At 43.1% G+C, this 19,147-nt stretch carries 14 protein-coding genes; 6 read left to right on the top strand and 8 right to left on the bottom strand.

The window, feature by feature from the left end:
* Positions 1–48: 48 nt before the first annotated feature.
* A complete protein-coding gene (locus QR722_RS03180) occupies positions 49–5,151 on the top strand; it encodes a DNA repair ATPase (protein ID WP_286285305.1) in 5,103 nt (1,700 codons plus the stop codon).
* A gap of 211 nt (positions 5,152–5,362) precedes the next feature.
* On the top strand, positions 5,363–6,553 hold the full coding sequence (locus QR722_RS03175) for an IS4 family transposase (protein ID WP_286283031.1): 1,191 nt from the start codon (positions 5,363–5,365) through the stop codon (positions 6,551–6,553).
* A 64-nt stretch (positions 6,554–6,617) separates the two neighbouring features.
* Here the strand turns inward: QR722_RS03175 and QR722_RS03170 are convergent, their stop codons facing one another.
* The gene (locus tag QR722_RS03170; protein WP_286285304.1) at positions 6,618–6,998 is read right to left on the bottom strand and encodes a hypothetical protein; all 381 of its coding nucleotides are present in this window, start codon (positions 6,996–6,998) and stop codon (positions 6,618–6,620) included.
* Positions 6,999–7,029: 31 nt separating this feature from the next.
* Positions 7,030–7,365 carry a VOC family protein gene (locus QR722_RS03165; RefSeq protein ID WP_286285303.1) on the bottom strand — a complete coding sequence of 112 codons (336 nt, stop codon included), beginning with the start codon at positions 7,363–7,365 and terminating at the stop codon, positions 7,030–7,032.
* Between the two features lie 183 nt (positions 7,366–7,548).
* Between QR722_RS03165 and QR722_RS03160 the strand changes: the two genes are divergently transcribed.
* Complete coding sequence (locus QR722_RS03160; RefSeq protein WP_286285302.1) at positions 7,549–8,022, top strand: GNAT family N-acetyltransferase; 474 nt, start codon at positions 7,549–7,551, stop codon at positions 8,020–8,022.
* A gap of 50 nt (positions 8,023–8,072) precedes the next feature.
* Here the strand turns inward: QR722_RS03160 and QR722_RS03155 are convergent, their stop codons facing one another.
* Positions 8,073–10,385, bottom strand: a complete 2,313-nt coding sequence (locus QR722_RS03155; protein ID WP_286285301.1) for a peptidase U32 family protein — start codon at positions 10,383–10,385, stop codon at positions 8,073–8,075.
* Between the two features lie 154 nt (positions 10,386–10,539).
* On the opposite strand from QR722_RS03155, the gene QR722_RS03150 reads away from it, so the two are divergent.
* Positions 10,540–11,229 carry a glutathione S-transferase gene (locus QR722_RS03150; protein WP_286285300.1) on the top strand — a complete coding sequence of 230 codons (690 nt, stop codon included), beginning with the start codon at positions 10,540–10,542 and terminating at the stop codon, positions 11,227–11,229.
* Between the two features lie 26 nt (positions 11,230–11,255).
* Positions 11,256–11,969: an RluA family pseudouridine synthase gene (locus QR722_RS03145; protein ID WP_286285299.1), complete on the top strand. Its 714-nt coding sequence runs from the start codon at positions 11,256–11,258 to the stop codon at positions 11,967–11,969.
* A gap of 77 nt (positions 11,970–12,046) precedes the next feature.
* Here the strand turns inward: QR722_RS03145 and QR722_RS03140 are convergent, their stop codons facing one another.
* From QR722_RS03140 to QR722_RS03125, 4 genes are all read right to left on the bottom strand, one after another.
* A complete protein-coding gene (locus tag QR722_RS03140) occupies positions 12,047–12,508 on the bottom strand; it encodes a Rid family hydrolase (RefSeq protein ID WP_286285298.1) in 462 nt (153 codons plus the stop codon).
* Positions 12,509–12,530: 22 nt separating this feature from the next.
* Positions 12,531–13,604, bottom strand: a complete 1,074-nt coding sequence (locus QR722_RS03135; RefSeq protein ID WP_286285297.1) for a dienelactone hydrolase family protein — start codon at positions 13,602–13,604, stop codon at positions 12,531–12,533.
* A 10-nt stretch (positions 13,605–13,614) separates the two neighbouring features.
* Complete coding sequence (locus tag QR722_RS03130; RefSeq protein WP_286285296.1) at positions 13,615–15,870, bottom strand: TonB-dependent receptor; 2,256 nt, start codon at positions 15,868–15,870, stop codon at positions 13,615–13,617.
* Positions 15,871–16,630: 760 nt separating this feature from the next.
* Positions 16,631–17,137 (bottom strand): DUF3087 domain-containing protein, encoded by a 507-nt coding sequence (locus tag QR722_RS03125; RefSeq protein ID WP_286285295.1) that lies wholly within the window; start codon positions 17,135–17,137, stop codon positions 16,631–16,633.
* Positions 17,138–17,397: 260 nt separating this feature from the next.
* Here QR722_RS03125 and QR722_RS03120 point away from each other — a divergent pair, with 260 nt between their 5' ends.
* Complete coding sequence (locus tag QR722_RS03120) at positions 17,398–18,033, top strand: SDR family oxidoreductase (protein WP_286285294.1); 636 nt, start codon at positions 17,398–17,400, stop codon at positions 18,031–18,033.
* A 119-nt stretch (positions 18,034–18,152) separates the two neighbouring features.
* Here the strand turns inward: QR722_RS03120 and QR722_RS03115 are convergent, their stop codons facing one another.
* Positions 18,153–18,935, bottom strand: coding sequence for an AsmA family protein (locus tag QR722_RS03115; protein WP_286285293.1), 783 nt, complete (start codon positions 18,933–18,935; stop codon positions 18,153–18,155).
* Positions 18,936–19,147: the final 212 nt, after the last annotated feature.

Raw genomic sequence — 19,147 nt, 5'->3', positions numbered from 1 at the left:
ATAACTCTAACGGTGCTCACCCGAGCACCGATTGAGAAGGATATAAATATGGCTGATGGAAGCAATCAAGTCGACAAAGCAGTGGCCGAAGGCGGCGCCTATGAAGTAATTCAAGGGCGGCTGCTGTCACAAGCTAAAGACCTGAAGACCCATGTAGACAAGTTAAACTCCAACCGAGTAGAAGAGTTCGGTCAAACACAAATGAATGTGCTTGACCGCGTTAGAGTGCGCACCGAAAACAATTGTATCGCCCGCGACATCGTACCCGTAGGTCGCTCATTGTTATTTGGTTATAACGTCTTTATTGGTTTGAAAAAGGAAACCAAGGTTGAGGATGTATTTAGTCTTTATACACTCGAGCAATCTGATCAGGCCCACGACTGTGGGTTTGAACTAGCGCCCCAATCGATCCAGGGTAGCTTTCTGGACGATAATCAATTCGTAAAGGAGTTTCAAGAGCTCTACGTTTATTACAAGGAAGCTAGACTTAGCCAACTAAAGATTCAGAATCAAACCCTATTCGCGGTGTTTCAAATAGGCCGCAAGCTGGAAGATGTACGGGTATTTCAATGGCGTCTGGAAAAAAACGGACAAGCAAAATATATCGACAACCGTGGTGAACGGGCGGTAAAACATGCTCCTTCCCACGACTTTCAGTGGTTGGCAACATCGCGAGAACAACACGTATCTGGCAGTCATCCACATATTAATATATTGGATGAGGTTTTTGTCGAAACTATCAGTGGCAACCTGACGGTTAAAATTGAAAACAATACGGAAGATGGATTAGGGGTTTTTAGCGAGCCCGTTGAAGATTCCACCCAAAGCTTAGCCGATGCAGATGTGCAATATGCCAAAGTTGGCAGCTTAATCTTATTGAAAATTCAGCCCTACCGAGAAAAGCAGTATCGTTACTTGGTGTTTAATACGCGTAGCAAGACTGTCGAACGTATCGACACCATAGGTTTGGCCTGCGTTTCATTGCCAGAAGACCATGGGATTATTTTCCCAGGCGGCTATTACCTGCAAAATGGCGAGAGTAAATCCTTCCCGGATCAAATCGATGGATTAACCTATAAACGCACCATCCGCTCCCCCAATGGCGAAGATGTAATGTTTGTATTTTATGAACCCGAATCCGGACTATCGGGGTTGTACTCCTATAATTTGATCAACAAATCTTTGCAAAATCCAATTTATGCCCATGGTTATAGTCTGTTTGAAGATGGCACCGCGGTTATATTTAATGCCGAAGATGAAGCCACTCGAATACATCCGATGCAAATTTGGCAAACTCCTTTTTTCAGCGAAGAGCATGCAGCCAAACAACCCTCTTCGGATAATTTTTATAGTCGTATAGGCAATAAAGAGTTAGTCAGGGGTATATCTGAGCTCACCGCAATATATCGCGCGGCCAGCAATAGCAACCCCAACCGAAATCTGTATGAAGATTTAATTAAAAGCTGTCACAGGCTATTTGATAGTTACTTTTGGATGAGTGAAGCCGATTTACAGCAGCTTGCTGACAGCGTCAAACAAATCACTAGCACCGCTGAGCTGGTAATTGATGAATTTGAGAAAGTGGAGCAAATTCGTCAACAGGCGCAGAAAGCCTTATCGCAAGCTCAAATCAAGCAACAAGAAGTATTAAGTAGTGTGAAAATAAGTGATTGGCAGTCGCCCGAACAATACGTTGCCTGCTTAACGGCACTGCGCCAACAACGAGGCCATTTAATCAGCCTCAAAGACCAACGCTATATTAACCTTGACGCCATTGAGCTAATGGACAAACAAGTAGGCGAGCAATTCGATACAGTCAGTACGGCTACGGTAACCTTCCTATCTAGTGACAAAGCGTTACAACCCTATCATGATAAGATTTCGGCTTTAGAGCAGCAGATTGCCGATGTGACTCTGGTAGTGGAAATCACGCCTTTGATAGAAACACTGGAACGCCTCTCTTTGGGACTGGATTTGTTGACCGAGATATTGAATGGTTTGAAGGTTGATGATGCCACCATACGTACCCAAATACTCGACGATATCTCTGAAATTTATGCCAAGCTGAATCAAGTTAAAGCCCAAGGCCGACAAAGATATAAGCAGCTAGGTTCCGGTGAAGCGGTGGCGGAGTTTGCCGCTCAGTTTCGATTATTTACCCAAAGTATCAACAGTGCGCTGGCTATGGCTGATACGCCAGACAAAGCTGATGAACAACTGTCCCGATTGATGATCCAATTACAGGAGCTTGAGTCTAAGTTCAGCGAGTATGACGAGTTCCTTGACGATATTATGGCCAAGCGAGAGGAATTGCACAGTGCGTTTGAAAGTCGTAAGCAAAGCTTATTAGAAGATCAGCAGCGACGGGCGCAGAATATGTTCAGCGCCGCACAGCGCATCATTAAAGGTATCGCTCGAAGGGCAAACTCCTTTAACCAAACAGACGAGCTGAACACCTATTTTGCATCCGACCCTATGGTCCAAAAAGTGGCCGAGCTTGCAGGGCAACTACGTAAAATTAATGATCCTTTGCGTGCCGACGATTTAGAGGCACAATTAAAGTCTGCCAAAGAGCAAGGTATTCGCAGCTTACGGGACAAGCAGGATATCTTTGAAGATGGCGGCGCTGTCATCAAGTTGGGAAAACATAAATTTAGTGTCAATCGACAAGCACTAGATTTAACCTTGCTTCCCAAAGAGGATGGCTTGTATCGCCACCTCGTGGGCACCGACTTTTTCGAACACGTAGAAGATGAGCAACTCAATCAATTAAAGTCCTACTGGCAGCAGAATTTAGTCTCAGAAAATAGTCTGGTTTGCCGTACCGAGTTTTTAACCTCAATTATCATCAACGATGCGCAACAACAACATAATGGGCTGTCATTGAGGTCTTTATACAACGCAGCAGATGATCCGAAAGCGCTAACAGATATCGTTCGTCAATATATGACCCAAGGTTACCAAGAGGGTTACGAAAAAGGTGTGCATGATCACGACGCAGTTAAACTGCTGCAAGCACTGTTACCCATTCATCAACAAGCTGGACTGTTAAGATTTGCGCCCAAGCATCGTGCCTTAGCCATGTTGTTTTGGGCGTTTGATCAACAAGCTACAGACACACACCAGCAAAAAATTTGGAAGAGCCACGCATTTAGTGCACAACTGTTATCCAACGCCATGGGAAGTCGTCAGGGATTTGAGCAATTACTGGAAAATCTACATCTGCGTTTAAGCCAGTTTGTGAAACTGGCCGGTCTAGATTTTAGTGCGAATGATATACAACAAAGTGCCGACTACCTTTCCCTTGAATTGGCCCAAGTTAAATTTGCTTTTGTTTGTAGCAGTGCCGCCAATGATTTGTGCCAGTCGTTGCAACGTCAATTGGATGAATTGGGTCACGACAGAGATTTCCAAACCACCATGGGCCAGTTTGCCGCCCTGCTTGATCAGTCAAAGTCCCAACAGGATTTATCCTTATCGGGGATTAAAGAACAATGGCAATTGGCCACGGCGTGGCTACAAGCAATAACTCATCAACAGCTCCCTGATTCTCAATCAACTGCACAAGCCCATTATATTGCAGAAGCGGCCGCACTGACTATTTGTGCTGATATCATTCCGCTGCTACAAAGCACCGTGGTCCTAGAAGCCAAAGTTGAAGGTTTACTCAGTGAGCACAAACGTATTCATAATGGTGAATTACAGGTATCGCTGGACGAGTTCAACCAACGCTTAAGTCACTATCACTACCATGATGTCGCTAATTTCAAACGCTACCAGACACTGCGTCAACAGTTTATGCAAGCCAGCAAAAAAGAGCTGCAACTTGATGCCTATGCGGCCAAACCGCTGAGCTCTTTCGTGCGAAATAAACTTATTGATGATGTGTATTTACCGCTTATCGGTGACAATCTGGCCAAACAAATGGGCACGGTTGGCGATTCAAAACGCACCGATTTAATGGGTTTGCTTTTACTGATCTCACCGCCGGGCTACGGTAAAACCACCTTAATGGAATATGTGGCTGATCGACTAGGCTTAATTTTCATGAAGATAAATTGCCCTTCACTAGGTCATGATGTGAGCTCACTGGATCCGCAAAATGCGCCCAACGCCACAGCCAAACAAGAATTAGAAAAGCTCAATCTAGGCTTGGAGATGGGCAATAACGTCATGCTGTATCTTGACGATATCCAACATACCCACCCAGAGTTTCTGCAAAAATTCATCTCATTATGTGATGGCACCCGTCGCATAGAGGGCGTTTACAAGGGTCAGAGTAAAACCTATGACATGCGCGGTAAAAAGTTTTGCGTAGTTATGGCGGGGAACCCTTACACCGAATCAGGCGATGTCTTTAAAGTACCTGATATGCTCGCCAACCGAGCAGATATCTATAATTTAGGTGATGTGCTTGGCGGCAAAGAATATCAGTTTGCACTGAGTTATATCGAGAATAGCTTAACCTCTAACGCCGTGCTTGCTCCCCTTGCCTTACGAGATATGCAAGACACCTACAAGTTGATCCAAATGGCGCAGGGCGAGGACGTGGCCGCAACCGACTTGTCTCACCAATATAGTGGCGCTGAAATTAATGAAATTACTAGCGTACTTAAACATCTGTTTGCCATTCAGCAGGTAATTCTTGATGTAAACCTTCAATACATTGAATCAGCCGCGACTGCTGAAGACTATCGCGTTGAGCCCCCGTTCAAATTGCAGGGAAGTTACCGCAATATGAACAAGATGGCAGAAAAGGTCTCTGCGGTGATGAATCATGCTGAATTGATGCAATTGATTGGTGACCATTATACAGGCGAGGCACAAACCCTTACTTCTGGCGCTGAAGAAAATTTACTTAAACTGGCTCAGCTCCGAGGCACGATGAGTGCTGATCAGCAAGCAAGATGGGAGCAAATTTGCAGTACCTTTAGTGGCAAAAAATCGCTAAATATTGAAGGCGATCCTACTCATCAGGCAGTCAAGCAACTCGCACATATGGCCAATTCATTAGAGGCGATTAAACTGGATGTTCAACAGTCTGACACCAGTGATTTGATCAGACCGATAAATAGAGTTGCTGCAGCCATGCATCTCTTGAGTAAAACCTGGGCTGGCGGAGATAACAAGGATAACTCAGATAGCGAATGAGCACCGATGCCAAGTGTTAACTGGGGTTATTACCATAAGGCACTTGGCGGACCTCAAGGTGAATTGGGGCACATTCCAATCCGCAGTTTCAAGTTACTCTGACCCTGAGGTATCCCCACGAAATAAACAGAGAAGTAATTTAAAATAATTTGGAACATTCACGGTACTTGGTGATCAGATCAATCGCCAAACATCACTAAAGACTAATACCATGAATGAAGTTGTTATTTTGAAGAAGTTCCTTAGAGCTGTCACGCCCAAAATGCATAAAGTTAGACGAGCGTCATTAACGAGTTGTGTGAGCAGTTTGCTAAATGGAGCTAAAGCCAGTGTTACCAGCATGGGACGCGGTATTTCATCTTCAGCATATGAAAAACATCGCATTAAACAAGCGGACCGCTTGTTGTCTAATAAACACATTATTAATGAACAATTACCTATCTATCAAGCCATCTATACGCAATATACGAATGCTTCATCACGCCCTATTATTCTGATTGACTGGTCTGACTTAGATACGCATAAAGGCTGTTTTTTGCTAAGGGCTTCGGTAGCTTTTAATGGCCGAGGAGTGGCTATTTATCAAGAAGTTCATGATATGAGCACGAAAGAAAAACGGTGCACGCACAAGGCGTTTTTAGCAAAATTAAAGACGATTATCGATGACGATGCTAAACCGATAATTGTGACAGATGCTGGCTATAAAACCCCTTGGTTTAAAGAGGTCATTGCTCTGGGGTGGGACTTTGCAGGAAGAGTCCGCAAGCCTATGATGTATGTTAATCAAAAAGAAGACTGGGAGCATACCTCTGAGTTATATAAGCGAGCTACCAGTCAACCTATAGGGTTTACTAGCCATATTTGCCGCAGCCAACCTTTAGCATGTACCTTGGTGTTATTTAAAGGAAAAAGCAAAGGCCGACATAGCTTAACGCAACATAACATTGCCCGCCAATCTAAGTGTTCCAAGGTCCATGCAAGAGGTGCTACAGACCCTTGGTTAATTGCCACATCACTTCCTCGCACCAAAAGTTTAGGTAAAAAAATAGTCGCTATTTATCGACTGCGTATGCAAATTGAAGAAGAGTTTAGAGATATCAAAAGCAGTTTATTTGGATTGGGTTTTGAACACCATAAAAGCCGATGTATACACCGCATTGCAGTACTCATCCTTATCGCTACACTTGCCAGTATTCTGGCCAACATTATAGGTCTAGCAATGTTCACGGCTGGTTTACACCGTCGCTATCAAGCGAACACAGTTAAGGTTAGACGAGTATTATCGTTTCACTATTTAGGATTGAGAGGCTTCGTAGATAAGCATTTAAAATTGCTCAGCGAGCAATTTGAAACTGCGGTATTAAATATCAGAACTATGATAGCAGACAATTTTAATGATTGAATATTCGTGGGGATCCCTCAGACTCTGACCCTCTTGATCGCTCTTGATCGATCTGCTTGTTCTATCAGCCACCGAGCATCTCTCGTAGTTTTTTCTCGGCAAGTTCTGTCGGTGTCAGACTTTCGGCATTGTCAGTTAGTTTGGGGGCTAGCTCTTCACCAAATAATGCAGCAAGTTGTGCTTTGGCATCTAACGCTTTTTGATTGGTGACGACATTGAAGTGTTTGCCTGATGGTGAAAAGTAATCACAGAAATTGGCTTTCTCGGTGTCACTGACCTGCTCTGCTCTTGGTTCATTGCAGCCACCCTTGCCATCATACTCTTCACACATCTTGCAGACGTGCTGGTCGGCAGCGCATTGTGGGCACTCTTCACGGCGTGACATGGGTAAAATCACATTGCCTAAACCCGCACCACACTTCCAACAGGTTAAACTATCATTCAAAATCGATTGCTCCTAAAACCACTTTCAAATCCTAGAATTGATCAAACATAATTCGGTTGCCATCAGGATCTTCAAGTACAAAATGTGTAGGCCCCGAGTCACCATTAGTTTCGTTGATAATGGGAAATCCATTTTGCTTAATTTGCGCCTCAATTGCACGCACATCAGTTGGATTGAAAGTCAAAATATTACTGTCGAACATGCCTTCAAATAAACCGATAACTGTGGTGCCTTTTTGCATAATCAACCACTTGTCTTCAATGCCACCACATTCTTTGTGTGCCTCAAAACCGAGTACTTCATAAAATGCTTTTGATTTGGCGATATCTTTTACTGCTAAACTTACTGAAAATTGTCCTAATTCCATTATATAAATCCTTAAGAGCGGTATTAGACTGACTATTAAAAATTGAAAATGTGCGATTTCAGCATTAACCATAGACATTAAATCAACTTTATAAAAGTAAAATACTCATGCAAAAATCAACTCCCTAAATGAGCAGAAATTATAAAAGAACAAAACTGCCGACAAAACAAAAAGGGGACTCTTATGAATCATATCCGTAGCGCTTATCCTAGTGAAGCGCAGTGTTTAACCGAGTTAGCATTTCGCTCTAAAGCGCTTTGGGGCTATACGTCAGATTTTATGGATACTTGTAGGGATGAGCTATCACACACTCCAGCACAAATAGAGGATAAAGAGTCTGTCTATAACGTTGTAGAGATAGGTGGAAAACTTGCAGGCTTTTATAAACTAGAACAGTTTCAACAGCCAAAAATATTGTTAGAAGCGCTATTCGTAGAGCCCTGTTATATTGGTCAGGGAATTGGCCGAGCGTTATTTGAACACGCAAAACACTCGGCTTCCCGTCTGGGAGGATTAGCTCTGGAGGTGCAAAGTGACCCAAATGCGCAAGAGTTTTATCAACATGTGGGTATGACCGTCATCGGTCAACAACAATCTGCAAGCATAGCCGGGAGGTTCTTGCCAACCCTAGCAATGCCGCTGACTAATCAACTATAGCCTTTCATTCTTGTAATGCGACTATGCCGCATAAGTCACTTTCTGAAGTACTATAAACCGTTATGGTATTGGACGTTAGTGGACTCAGGGACCATAGTATTGAGCTTCTCATTCACCATTGAACTCAATTCATTGCCTTTGCTTGCGTCGCTATGCAGTATCTGTTCAAACTGAGCAATGAGTAGTGCCTTGTCGGGACGGTGTTTATCTCCGGCTCCAATATTGGTTAAATCAATCATAAAGTCGTCAAACAAATCCGCTAGATCATCAATGATCTCGGTATTCAAAAACTGATCTTGATTATAGATACTTGGATAACCGGCTTTTTGTTTATCAATGGCAAAAGAATCGCCTTTTAGGTTGGTAATGCTTGTGGATTTGTCACACGAGAGCATGCAGCCATTATCTATCCGCGGCTTTTCACAGCCAACACTTTGTTGAAAGAAGCATTGTCTGCTGGCCATCAATAAAATGGGATGGTAAATGCTGTACAGCATTTTGAAATTATTCGGCCGAGCAATACTTCTGATTTGCTGTCGGTTAATTTCATTTGATATAAAAGCGCCGCTGCAATTAAATTCTTCTTGCATGGCTAGCAATGCATAGGTGTTAGTTGTATTTAAGAACGGACCTGCAATCCACTTTATGCCAAGTTCATAGGCACGGTGAGCAATACCGGTATTGTTAGTGACTATGAGCTCAGGTTTAACCTGTTCTAAAATATTCAACGCAACATCAAAATCTTTGCCAATTAATACCGGTGGAAACCAAGGGATTAAGCGCGGATTGTCGAGTAAGAAACCTACGTATTTAGTGCAGCCACGCTTGTATGCATCAGGCAATTTGAAGTATATATCTGCATCGGTAATATCAGCCAGATGCAGATCCGCTTCATCGCAAATTAATAACGATAAATTGGCCCGAGTATTGGCTTTTTTGGGGGGCAGCTTTACGTATTGCTCTAATTTGGGAAGCAACACTTCTGGCACCGCTTTGTGACCATGGTTTAACACCAAGGCCACTTCATTTTTCATTATCGTCAGTGCTTTAAATGAAATACTGACGTTGTCGGCGAGCTGATCTGTATCTAGCATGGTTAAGTTAAACGCTACGTTATTCAAACTTTTAAAGCGTTTTTCAATATCCGCTAAGCTTAATGGAGCTTTGTCAGTTTTAGTTAGCAAGTCTGTTGATTGCACCACAAAGGTATTCTCAGCTGCTTCAGCTCCCAAAGCTAAGGTGTTTTCGGTTATAACAGTTAACGTGAGAGGTAATCCGTCATCCCCTGAGAAGACCAGTTTCAGACTGGGTTTATCAATACGTAAGTGCTTGATTTTGTCAAACACCGACGCCGCTATCTGGCCTTTTTGTTGATTTAAGTCTTTTTCAACCTGATGAATTTGTACAACCGAAATAGCGTTGCTGGCCTCAATTGCATGCTTCTTAGAATTATCACGGGGATTTTCTATAAACATTGATTGATTTAAATCGCCACGTAAAAACGCGTTGGAGAAATCACGATTAAACACTTTATATAAGCGTTCACCGTCTTGGGTAAGCTCACCTGTTTCTAGGAAGCCATCGATCTGTTTTCTAAAGCTATCGACCACGGTGTGAACATAACTAGCCCCTTTAATCCGACCTTCAATTTTAAACGAATGCACACCGGCATCAATCAACGCAGGTAAATCAAAAAAGGCCGAGTTGTCTTTGATATTCAGTGGAAAGTTATTGCCTGAAGGCGTGGTTTCGTACTCTTCACGACACGCTTGGCTGCATCGACCACGATTACCTGAATTACCGGCACTGGCAGAGGTCGAATAGCACAAGCCTGAAAAAGCTACGCACAATGAGCCGTGCACAAATACTTCAGTTAACACATCATGCTGATGACCCGCCGTGGCCATAGTGGTGATTTCTTTTAGGCTCAATTCACGAGATAGGTTAACCCGTGAAACCCCAAGTTGTTTAAGGAAAGGGATCTGCCCTACATTATGGGTGGTTAACTGGGTTGATGCGTGAATGTCGAGTGTCGGAAAGTACTTCTTTAGAACGTAGAGCATACCGATATCTTGCACAATCACGCCATCCAAGGTGGTATTGGCAAGTTTATTGAGTAGCTTGGTAAGGGATTTAAATTCCCGCTCTAAAATAACGATATTCAGGGTTAAGAATATTTGGCATTGATAATGATGAGCTAAACGAATCACACCAACAAGTTCGTCAAAGGAGATATTTGACGCGCGGTTACGGGCATTAAAGCTATCTAAACCACAATATACCGCATCAGCGCCTGCTATAATTGCCGCTTTAATTGCGTCAACATCACCACCAGGTGCTAACAATTCAATTTTAGGATTCATTTATTCAACTTATTGCTAATGACTTAATCTGTTATCGTTTGAGCGGGCGATTTTACCTGTATATTCAGCGACTGAATACCAATAAACTACCGAAATACGGCTAGATTGCTTATTTTATACTGTTTACTTTAATGACCAAGGCGAATGCAAGCCCATGACGTTACCTGTTTTATACTCTTTAAGGAATTGTCCTTATGCAATGAGAGCACGCTTAGCCATATTCAAATCAAAGCAATCGGTTGAGCTGCGGGATGTTGTACTTAAAGACAAACCAGCCGAAATGCTAGCCGCCTCGCCAAAAGGCACTGTCCCTATATTGGTATTAGCATCATCAAAAGTGATTGATGAAAGTTTGGATATCATGTTGTGGGCACTGACACAAAGTGATCCTAATAACCTGCTTCGCACGGAGGTGAGGAACAGCCCAGAAAGTGTAAGCGGCTTGAAGTCGTCGGCGCAACTAGCTGAAATTCTAAGCCTGATTAATCGATTCGACCACGAATTTAAGACCTGCCTAGAAGCCTACAAATGCGCCAAACGTTATCATGAGAGTAACCTGTTAGATTGCAGACAGGCCTGTGAGGTGTATATTCAAGACTTAGAGCAGCGCCTTAACGGTCATAATTATTTAATTGATGATAAAGAAAGTTTAGCGGATATCGCTCTTTTACCCTTTATTCGACAGTTTGCCAAAGTGGAACGTCAGTGGTACTTGCAGTCTCCTTATCCGCAACTAAAGGCTTGGCTTAATCAATATTTACACAGTCGAATGTTTACCAAAGTAATGGCCAAATATCCTTTATGGTCGTCAGGTCAATCCATCGTAGAGTTTGGTGATATTTAGCTAAGGTGCTTAGCAGGAAATTTTAAATGTCTAATACAAGTCTGCCAACTCAACCTATAGTTGATAACTTTGTCGCGCCAGTGTGCAAGGATTTCGTGACGATTTTATATCAAGACGACGATATATTACTGATCAACAAACCCAGCGGTTTACTCAGTTTGTCGGGCAAAAATCCACTCAATTGGGATTCAGTACACTACCGCTTAGTGCATGGTCAAGATGGAATGAGTCCTGCTTTCCCACAGGCAAAATTACCTCACAGATTAGATTTTGGCACGTCGGGAATTATGCTGGTAAGCCTAAATGCACAGTCATCGAAACATCTCAACAAACAGTTTCAAGCCCGCACGATTCAAAAGCGTTATGTGGCCATGTTGGATGGCTGGGCTACCGACGAGCAAGGTCAGATTAACGCTGCCATAGCCAAAGATGAACAGTATTTTCCACGAGTCAATATTTGCCACGTCATGGGCAAGAGCGCTATCAGTGAATATCGGGTTATAAAGCGTCTAGAGGATCCTCGTCGCACCTTGGTGCAATATACGCCTCTAACAGGACGTACCCACCAGCTGCGCATTCACAGCTTATTTATAGGTCACCCTATTCTTGGCTGCGATCTGTATAACAATGCGCATAGCCAACAAATGGCCGATCGGCTACAACTCCATGCAAGTGACTTGGTTTTTGAACATCCGACCAATGGTGAGTCGACTCATGGCAAGTGTCCTTGCCCATTTTAGTCAATAAGATTTTTGTTGATGGATTTAAAAATTGGCCAGCAAGGATTGCTGGCCAATATGCGAGTAGATTACAGTCCTCAATTGCTTGCAGCCAATGCCATGCATTCAATTTCAATTCTGGCACCTAAGCCTAAACCGCTTCCTGCCACAGCGCTGCGGGCAGGTAACGCGTTTTTAAAATAGTCAATATAGACTTTGTTTACATCGCCCCACTCTTTAATATCAGCCAGAAACAAGGTGCATTTGATTACCTTATCCATCCCTGAACCGAAGCGTTCGAGAGTAGCTTTGATATTGTCTAAAGCCTGACGAGTCTCGGGAACAACGCCACCTTTTACCAGCTCCAACTTACCCGGTATCACACCTAGCTCGCCAGACAGATATAAGATCCCACTAACCTCTACGGCCTGTGAAAAAGGCAGGTTAAGCTGTTTAAATTGTTCCGAGTTGAGTCGCTTTATCGTGCTATCTGTCTGCCCATCAGCGTGACTGGCCATTGACAACAACATTGTTAGCAATGCAATAGAAAACCTTTTCATATTAACTCCTTATGAGTCGAGACTAGTTAAGTAAATAGGTCGTTGTATATTGCAAAAGTAGCCGCTGTGACAACTCATGGGTATTTTTATCCTGGCCCATAATATAACCGTTGGACATACAGGATTGTTTCATTTGACCCAATAACCCTAGGCGAAACTGGTATTTCTGCTCCCGACTGTTCAAAGAAGGAACCGCTATGGTTTGTCCATCAAGCTGCCAATCACCGTTATCCATTAATACCTGCTTACATGGCGCAGGATTCAAGGTTTCGACAAATTGTCTAGGGGTTGCCATCTCCCAGCCGTGACCGGCAGTAGGGAAAATAGTACTGCCCACAGCAGAACCGGCTTCCCGTAAACTATTTTCTAACCTAGCGCAGGTTTCCAGATCATTAGATTTATCTTGTGCTCCGCGCAAACTGAATAGCGCTGCACCTGTGGTTTCCGCCGTTTTCAGATCAAAATGGCAAGGGCCGTAATAATCTAAATGCAGTGCAAAAGGCGCTACATCAGCAGCCAGATTCTGATGAATACGCTCATCCAATGCGGCGCGAGTCGCCATTCCGCCATAGGAAAAGCCCATCACACCGATTTTATTTGGATTAATTGCTGGATGTTGGTTAAGAAATTTCAGCGCGCCGTAGGCATCAGTTGCTTCATCTGCGTCACTAACGATAGCAACTCGTAAACCATAAGGGGTTTGTTCCGTCACACCGCGCGCAGCGTAAGAATTAACCACCAAACCGGCAATACCCTGACTGGCCATCCACTTACCGTAAGCAATTTCACGACTAGGCAGAATACCGCCACTGCCATGGATTATGACCATAGCTGGAACGGGTTGAGTGGCACTTGCTCCGGCTGGTAAAAACAGCTGTGCTTTGACTGTGGTAGCCAAAAGGATCTGATCCGCTAGGATCAGCCACTTGCAATCCCCGGGGGTAACCGAGGAAAAATACACTTCACCACTGCTTGTAGCATTGAGTTCAGTCGGCGCCGGGTAATCCGGAAAATCTGGTAAAGGCGGTGGTGGCCTTCGCTCCTGAGCCAAACTGGTAAATACTGCAAAAAGTAAGCACAACAAAATCCCTCGCATTTACTTCTCCCTAAAAGCTATAAACCACTTCTACGCCATAGGTGCGTGGCTCTTGATAATTACTGGTGACAGTACCGAAAAAGTCTTTGCGATTATCAATAGGATCACGCACATCGGCCAAGTTACGTCCCCACAGGTAGGCTTCCCAACCGTTATTGGTGCCAAGTAATCCAATGCGAGCATTAACCAGAGTAATGCTATCTACGTGACCAAAGTCGACAACGGTGCCGTCGCCCAAAGTTTGACTATAAACATTATCCACAGTGGTGAAAAACCCACTGCTATGGGTAACATCCAATCGCCATGAAAGATCTGCATTTAGTGCGCTAATTTCAGTTATATACTGTACGCCGAGGGCAAAGTTTCTGTCTGGTGCATTGATAAGGTCTTTGCCTTGGGCGTTGCCGCCACCGGTTAAGCCACCTGGAAAACTATCAAATTCCGTATCCAGTAAGCCCATGCTAGCTTGAATTTCCAAGTTGCTGATGGGTCTATAAGTCATCTCAAGCTCTATTCCCTGAGTATTAGCCTTGGCCGCATTACGAATTGAAATAGATGAAGCGCCATTGCCTAAGTCGATAAACTGATTAACCTGATAATTTTTGAATTCAGAACTAAACGCGGCGAAATTCAACACTAAGCTGTTCCGGTAGAAGTTACCTTTTAAACCCAATTCGGCACTACCAACCGTTTCTTTATCAAATTGAATACCAGCGGCTAAATCCGCGTTGGTGATAAAGTCGAGGTTGTAACCACCGCTTTTAAAACCGGTTGAATATTTGGCGTAACCGTTAAGGTTGCTATTGAAGGCATGGTTAAAACTTAAAGCATAAGACAGGTAACTATCACTGCGCGAATCAGTTAAGCGACCTTCTGTGCTGCCGATGCCAAAAATGCCAGACGCGGAACCGTCTAGCAACCAATCTAGTTCTTTCTCTTCATCGGTAAAGCGCAATCCCAGTGCCAGTGAGCTGCTGTCGGTTAAATCGTAACCACTGTTAAAGTAGGCAGCGTAACTATCGGTAGTCACAAAACCACTGTTAGTCACCACTGAGCCAGGTACATTGCCAAACAAGAATGAATGGGCGCCATTGATCGCATCCCGTCGAGTATCAGCATCTTGGCGATATAAATAAATTCCCGCTACGTAATCGAACGCTGAGTCGTCTTGCGGAGAGATCAACTGAAACTCTTGAGACCATTGTTTATATTGATCTGAGTATTCAATCACCAATAAATCAGCCACAGCATAATCCGAATCATTCCGATAGAAGATATCCGTATCCCGATAAGCGGTAATCGATTTTACATCATAACCATTGTCCATATGGCAGGCCAAGTCCAATGAGCCCCCCCAAATGTCTCGTTTCTCAAAAGTATCCAAAGTGGTGGCGACTTCATCTTTTTCTGGCGCGGCAGGGTCTAATACATTGCTCAACGTATCAGATATGGCTTCACCTAAAAACGATAGACGTTCGGTGCTCAGCCCATCGACACTGAAATTCAGTTCTAGCTTGTCAGATAATTGCGAGCGAAACTGGCCTCGATACGCTAATGCGTCGCGCTCATTAAGATCATTGCCAGTGGTGAGATTCTTAATGTAACCGTCTCTATCCAGTTTCGTCACGGAGAATTTAGCGGCGCTGGTATCGGAAATAGGTAGGTTGATTTCGCCCTGAATCTCCCTCGCGCCCATATTACCGATCGATGCACTGATTTGACCTTCCAATACATCAGATGGTTTTTTTGATATTAGATTGATCGCCCCTGCTACCGTGTTTTTACCAAATAGAGTACCTTGGGGTCCGCGCAACACTTCAACCCGTTCTAAATCGAGTAGCTCCTGATTAAGTGCTGGAGATTGTCCCAGATAGACTCCATCCAGATAAACTCCCACTCGAGTATCAAAACCAATATTACGGCTATTGGCTCCCACCCCTCTTATGGTAATGGCCGAAGTGAAGTCGGTTGTGCGAGTGATGGATAAATTAGGTATAAAATCAGCTAGTTCAGTTAATTGAGTGATACCGGTTTGTTGAATACTGGTGGCACTGAAAGACGAAATAGCTATGGGTACTTCAGATAATTTCTGTTCGCGTTTTTGAGCGGTGACAATAACGACGTCATAATCTTCTTCCTCTGTACTTTGTGTTGCTGTTGTCTGCTGAGCGAGACAGGTGGACGAAAGGGTCAGTGCGACAGTGGTGATCAGCCCGTTTTTGTAAACGGTAGTTTTACTAGGTAAACTTGGAAATAATCTAAGCATTGGAGACTCCTTTTTCTCAATTTTATTTAAGCGGACTACTTTAAGTGAACCAAGTTGCTGGCCTAACCCATGTTGATTGTATTTTGCTCACTTAGCAAGACAGTTTGGGTAAAGACTTCTTTAGTTCAGTCTTTAAAATAGAATGTCATAGAATTATAGAGCACGGCATTGATTGCATGAATAACAAGCAATCTGTTTGAATAATTAGCCCCACTGACTGGCTAAATCTCACACAATTAGCTATCTATCGGCACCGAGTCCAATTTAGATTGTTATCAAGACACCCATCGTTAATAAGACAACCACCATACTTTTAATAAGTAGTGTTTTAATCAAATGCCTAAAGAAATCTGACGAGCCGCTGCGCTAAAGTGAATCTTTTCAGTGCCTTGGAGATATAGCTAAAGATGGGTGTCTTGTTAAGTTCTTTTGCTTGTTAAGTTCGTTGTTAAGTTCGTATTCAACGACCAGAAAGCCACAGCCTGCATCATGGCAGAGGTGTTCATCGTTATAACTATTCTGACTTGTCACTTTTCGATATTTTGTTTGGTACCTTTAAGAATCCTAAATATTTTGTCGAGCATACTGGATTTTATGATGGCGCATCGGCACGAATTTCGGAGATGTTGCGGTTTAAAGATGTATCCAAACCGAAATGAAGAAGCTGTGACGCTCATACCAAACAAAATAGAAAGCTAGTTTGAAATCAAGCCGCACGATTGTTTTGGCTATAACAATCGTTACCCAAAAGTTGGTTGTTTTAAAATTGCTTTAAAATAGCCTCGTCGTAATCATCGGCATTGAGAGTTAAATTATACTGGGCTGCTAGGCTATTAAGTTTCGCCTGCTCAATCGCTAAATCATCCATGATGATAGTGTTGTCGTCTAGTCGCCACAATAAACGTGAGCCTGCGTAACTATAATGAATGGCTAACAAGGCATCAGCATTGCCTTTAGCCCCTGCAGCTTTGAGTTTAAGCATTTTTCGATTTATTTTATTTAGCGCCTGTTTCAGTTGCCAAACATAAACAACTTCCGTCATGAAATCATGATTTCGATATTTACTAAGTAACCAACCAATGGTCAAACTGGTAATAATGACGCCCAGTAAATTCCAATAAAAATTATTGGCGCCTTGTTCAGAAAATACAGCGATGAGGATTTGCGCTATCGCTAAACTACCAATAGCCAATACTGCAATGCATACAGCAATTACACGGTTTAAGTGGCGGCGATAACGGTCTTTATCAATTTCAAGAAGTTGCATAGTAGCCTAAAGTAACATTTGTATTATTTGAGAGTGGCAATTATACCCTAACTTATCACGGTAGTTATTAAAGATCTCATTAGCTTGTTAAGCTTACAAAGTGCTAAGTCAATATTACATGTGTTAATACCGTTACTAAACATAAACGCCTCGCACACTCCAGTTTAAAAGGGATACGCACACTATTTACCCCTTGGTAGGGTATTTGCTTTATTAGTACAAAGATTCCTTTCACATTGAAACTATAACGGAGAGCTTTTATGCAACGCACATTAATTATTGGCGCTAGCGGTCAAATAGGAAAACAGGTAACTCAACTGATGCTGGACGGTGGACACTTTGCCACCGCGCTGGTTAGAGACAAAAGCAAGTTATCTGATGTACAGGGAAATACTCTGTCGATTGTCGAAGCCGATTTAACCGAGGACTTCGGCCATGCCTTTGAAGGTTGTACAGAAGTCATCTTTGTAGCGGGCTCTGGCGGCGACACTGGGGCTGATAAGACGCTATTAATCGATTTATGGGCTGCTTGCCGATCAGCAGATTATGCAAAAAAGCACGCCATCCAACACTTTATTATGGTTAGCTCCATCGGTGCTGACGCACCATCTAATGGACCCAACGAAATGCAGCCTTACCTTGTTGCAAAACACATGGCTGATGAACACTTAATCCGAAGTGGCTTACACTACACGATTCTGCGCCCTGGCTCTTTGACCAATGACGATGCCAAAGGCAGCTTTAGCGACGAGCGCCCAAAAGACAAATCTGAGGCTGTTATTACCCGAGCCGACGTTGCTCAAGCACTAGTCTATTTAGCAGGAGATAACCGGCAGGACAGTATGATTAAAGAGCTATTCAACGGAGGGAAAACTCTCACTGAAGTGCTGCGCTAGCCTGTATATACTGGCACTTGAGGTAAACCAAAATCAATAGACTTGGGTTTACGTTAACGACAACTAATCAAAAGGTTGCTTTGCATTGAAATCCAAAGCAACCTTGTCAGTTAGACGAATCAGTCCTTATTGAAAAGCCCCTTGAGCTTATCATTGGCTTTTTCTAGCAGCTTGTCTTTTTGCTTATCGAGTTCTTCATTCACTTTTTTCTTGGCTTCTTCAGCCAATCGTTTTTTAGCTTCAGCTTTTGCTGCTGCTATAACGTTATCGAGCATAGCATTGACCACGGCAACACCCACTTTATCTGCAGGCATACCATTAGGTTGGCCGATAGGGCCTGCATTAAATGTGGGCAAGCTGATCTCATAGGCCTTTTTCTCTATATTCAAATCACCTGTGGGGAGTTTTTCAAAATTGAATTTAAGCCGTACGTTACTCACAGTGACGTCTTCCACAATCACTAATGGATTTGCACCATCTTTAGCAGCAGGCTGATTTGCGGTCTTAGGTAAATTGGCCTCAAGTCTGTTTTTTAGGGTAATTAGATTTCCCTGACCGCTGGCATCAACCTCATACAAAATTTCGGCCGCATCGATGTTTATAGTCTGCACTACATAAGGCTGATTGATAACTTCACCTAAATCTAACGTTATCGAGTCAACACTAAAAGCATCTTCACCACTGAAGCCTTGCGGATTTTTCACGTCCAGATCGCTAATAGTCATTCGCCCGTCGGTCAATGCTAGATCGACTTTGGAAACCAAAACTGTGGTACCAAGATATTTGCTTCCCTGCTGCTCTATTTGCACGCGAATGAAGTCACCCGCCCCAGATAATAAATACCAAACGCCGCCTGCAATAAGCAGAACAATTAAACCGAAAATTACTAATCCTTTTTTCATCATTTTCTCTCTAGCTGTTTGATTAATACAATTATTGTAACAGATTGTCCTAAAAACCAGCTTAAATCTACACTAGAATTCAGCTCCCGTCCTTGTTCAGTGATTAAAACAAATTTGCTAAAGTCTTAAGAAGATTATTTTTTTAATCACCAAGACATAGCTAAGACCGTTTAAAGTGATAAGCTTGTTTTATCTAATCTCAATATGACAAC

The organism is Aliiglaciecola sp. LCG003 (assembly GCF_030316135.1).
Lineage (GTDB): Bacteria > Pseudomonadota > Gammaproteobacteria > Enterobacterales > Alteromonadaceae > Aliiglaciecola.
Note: the sequence above shows the minus strand (reverse complement) of the source record. Positions and strands in the feature narration are given on the sequence as shown.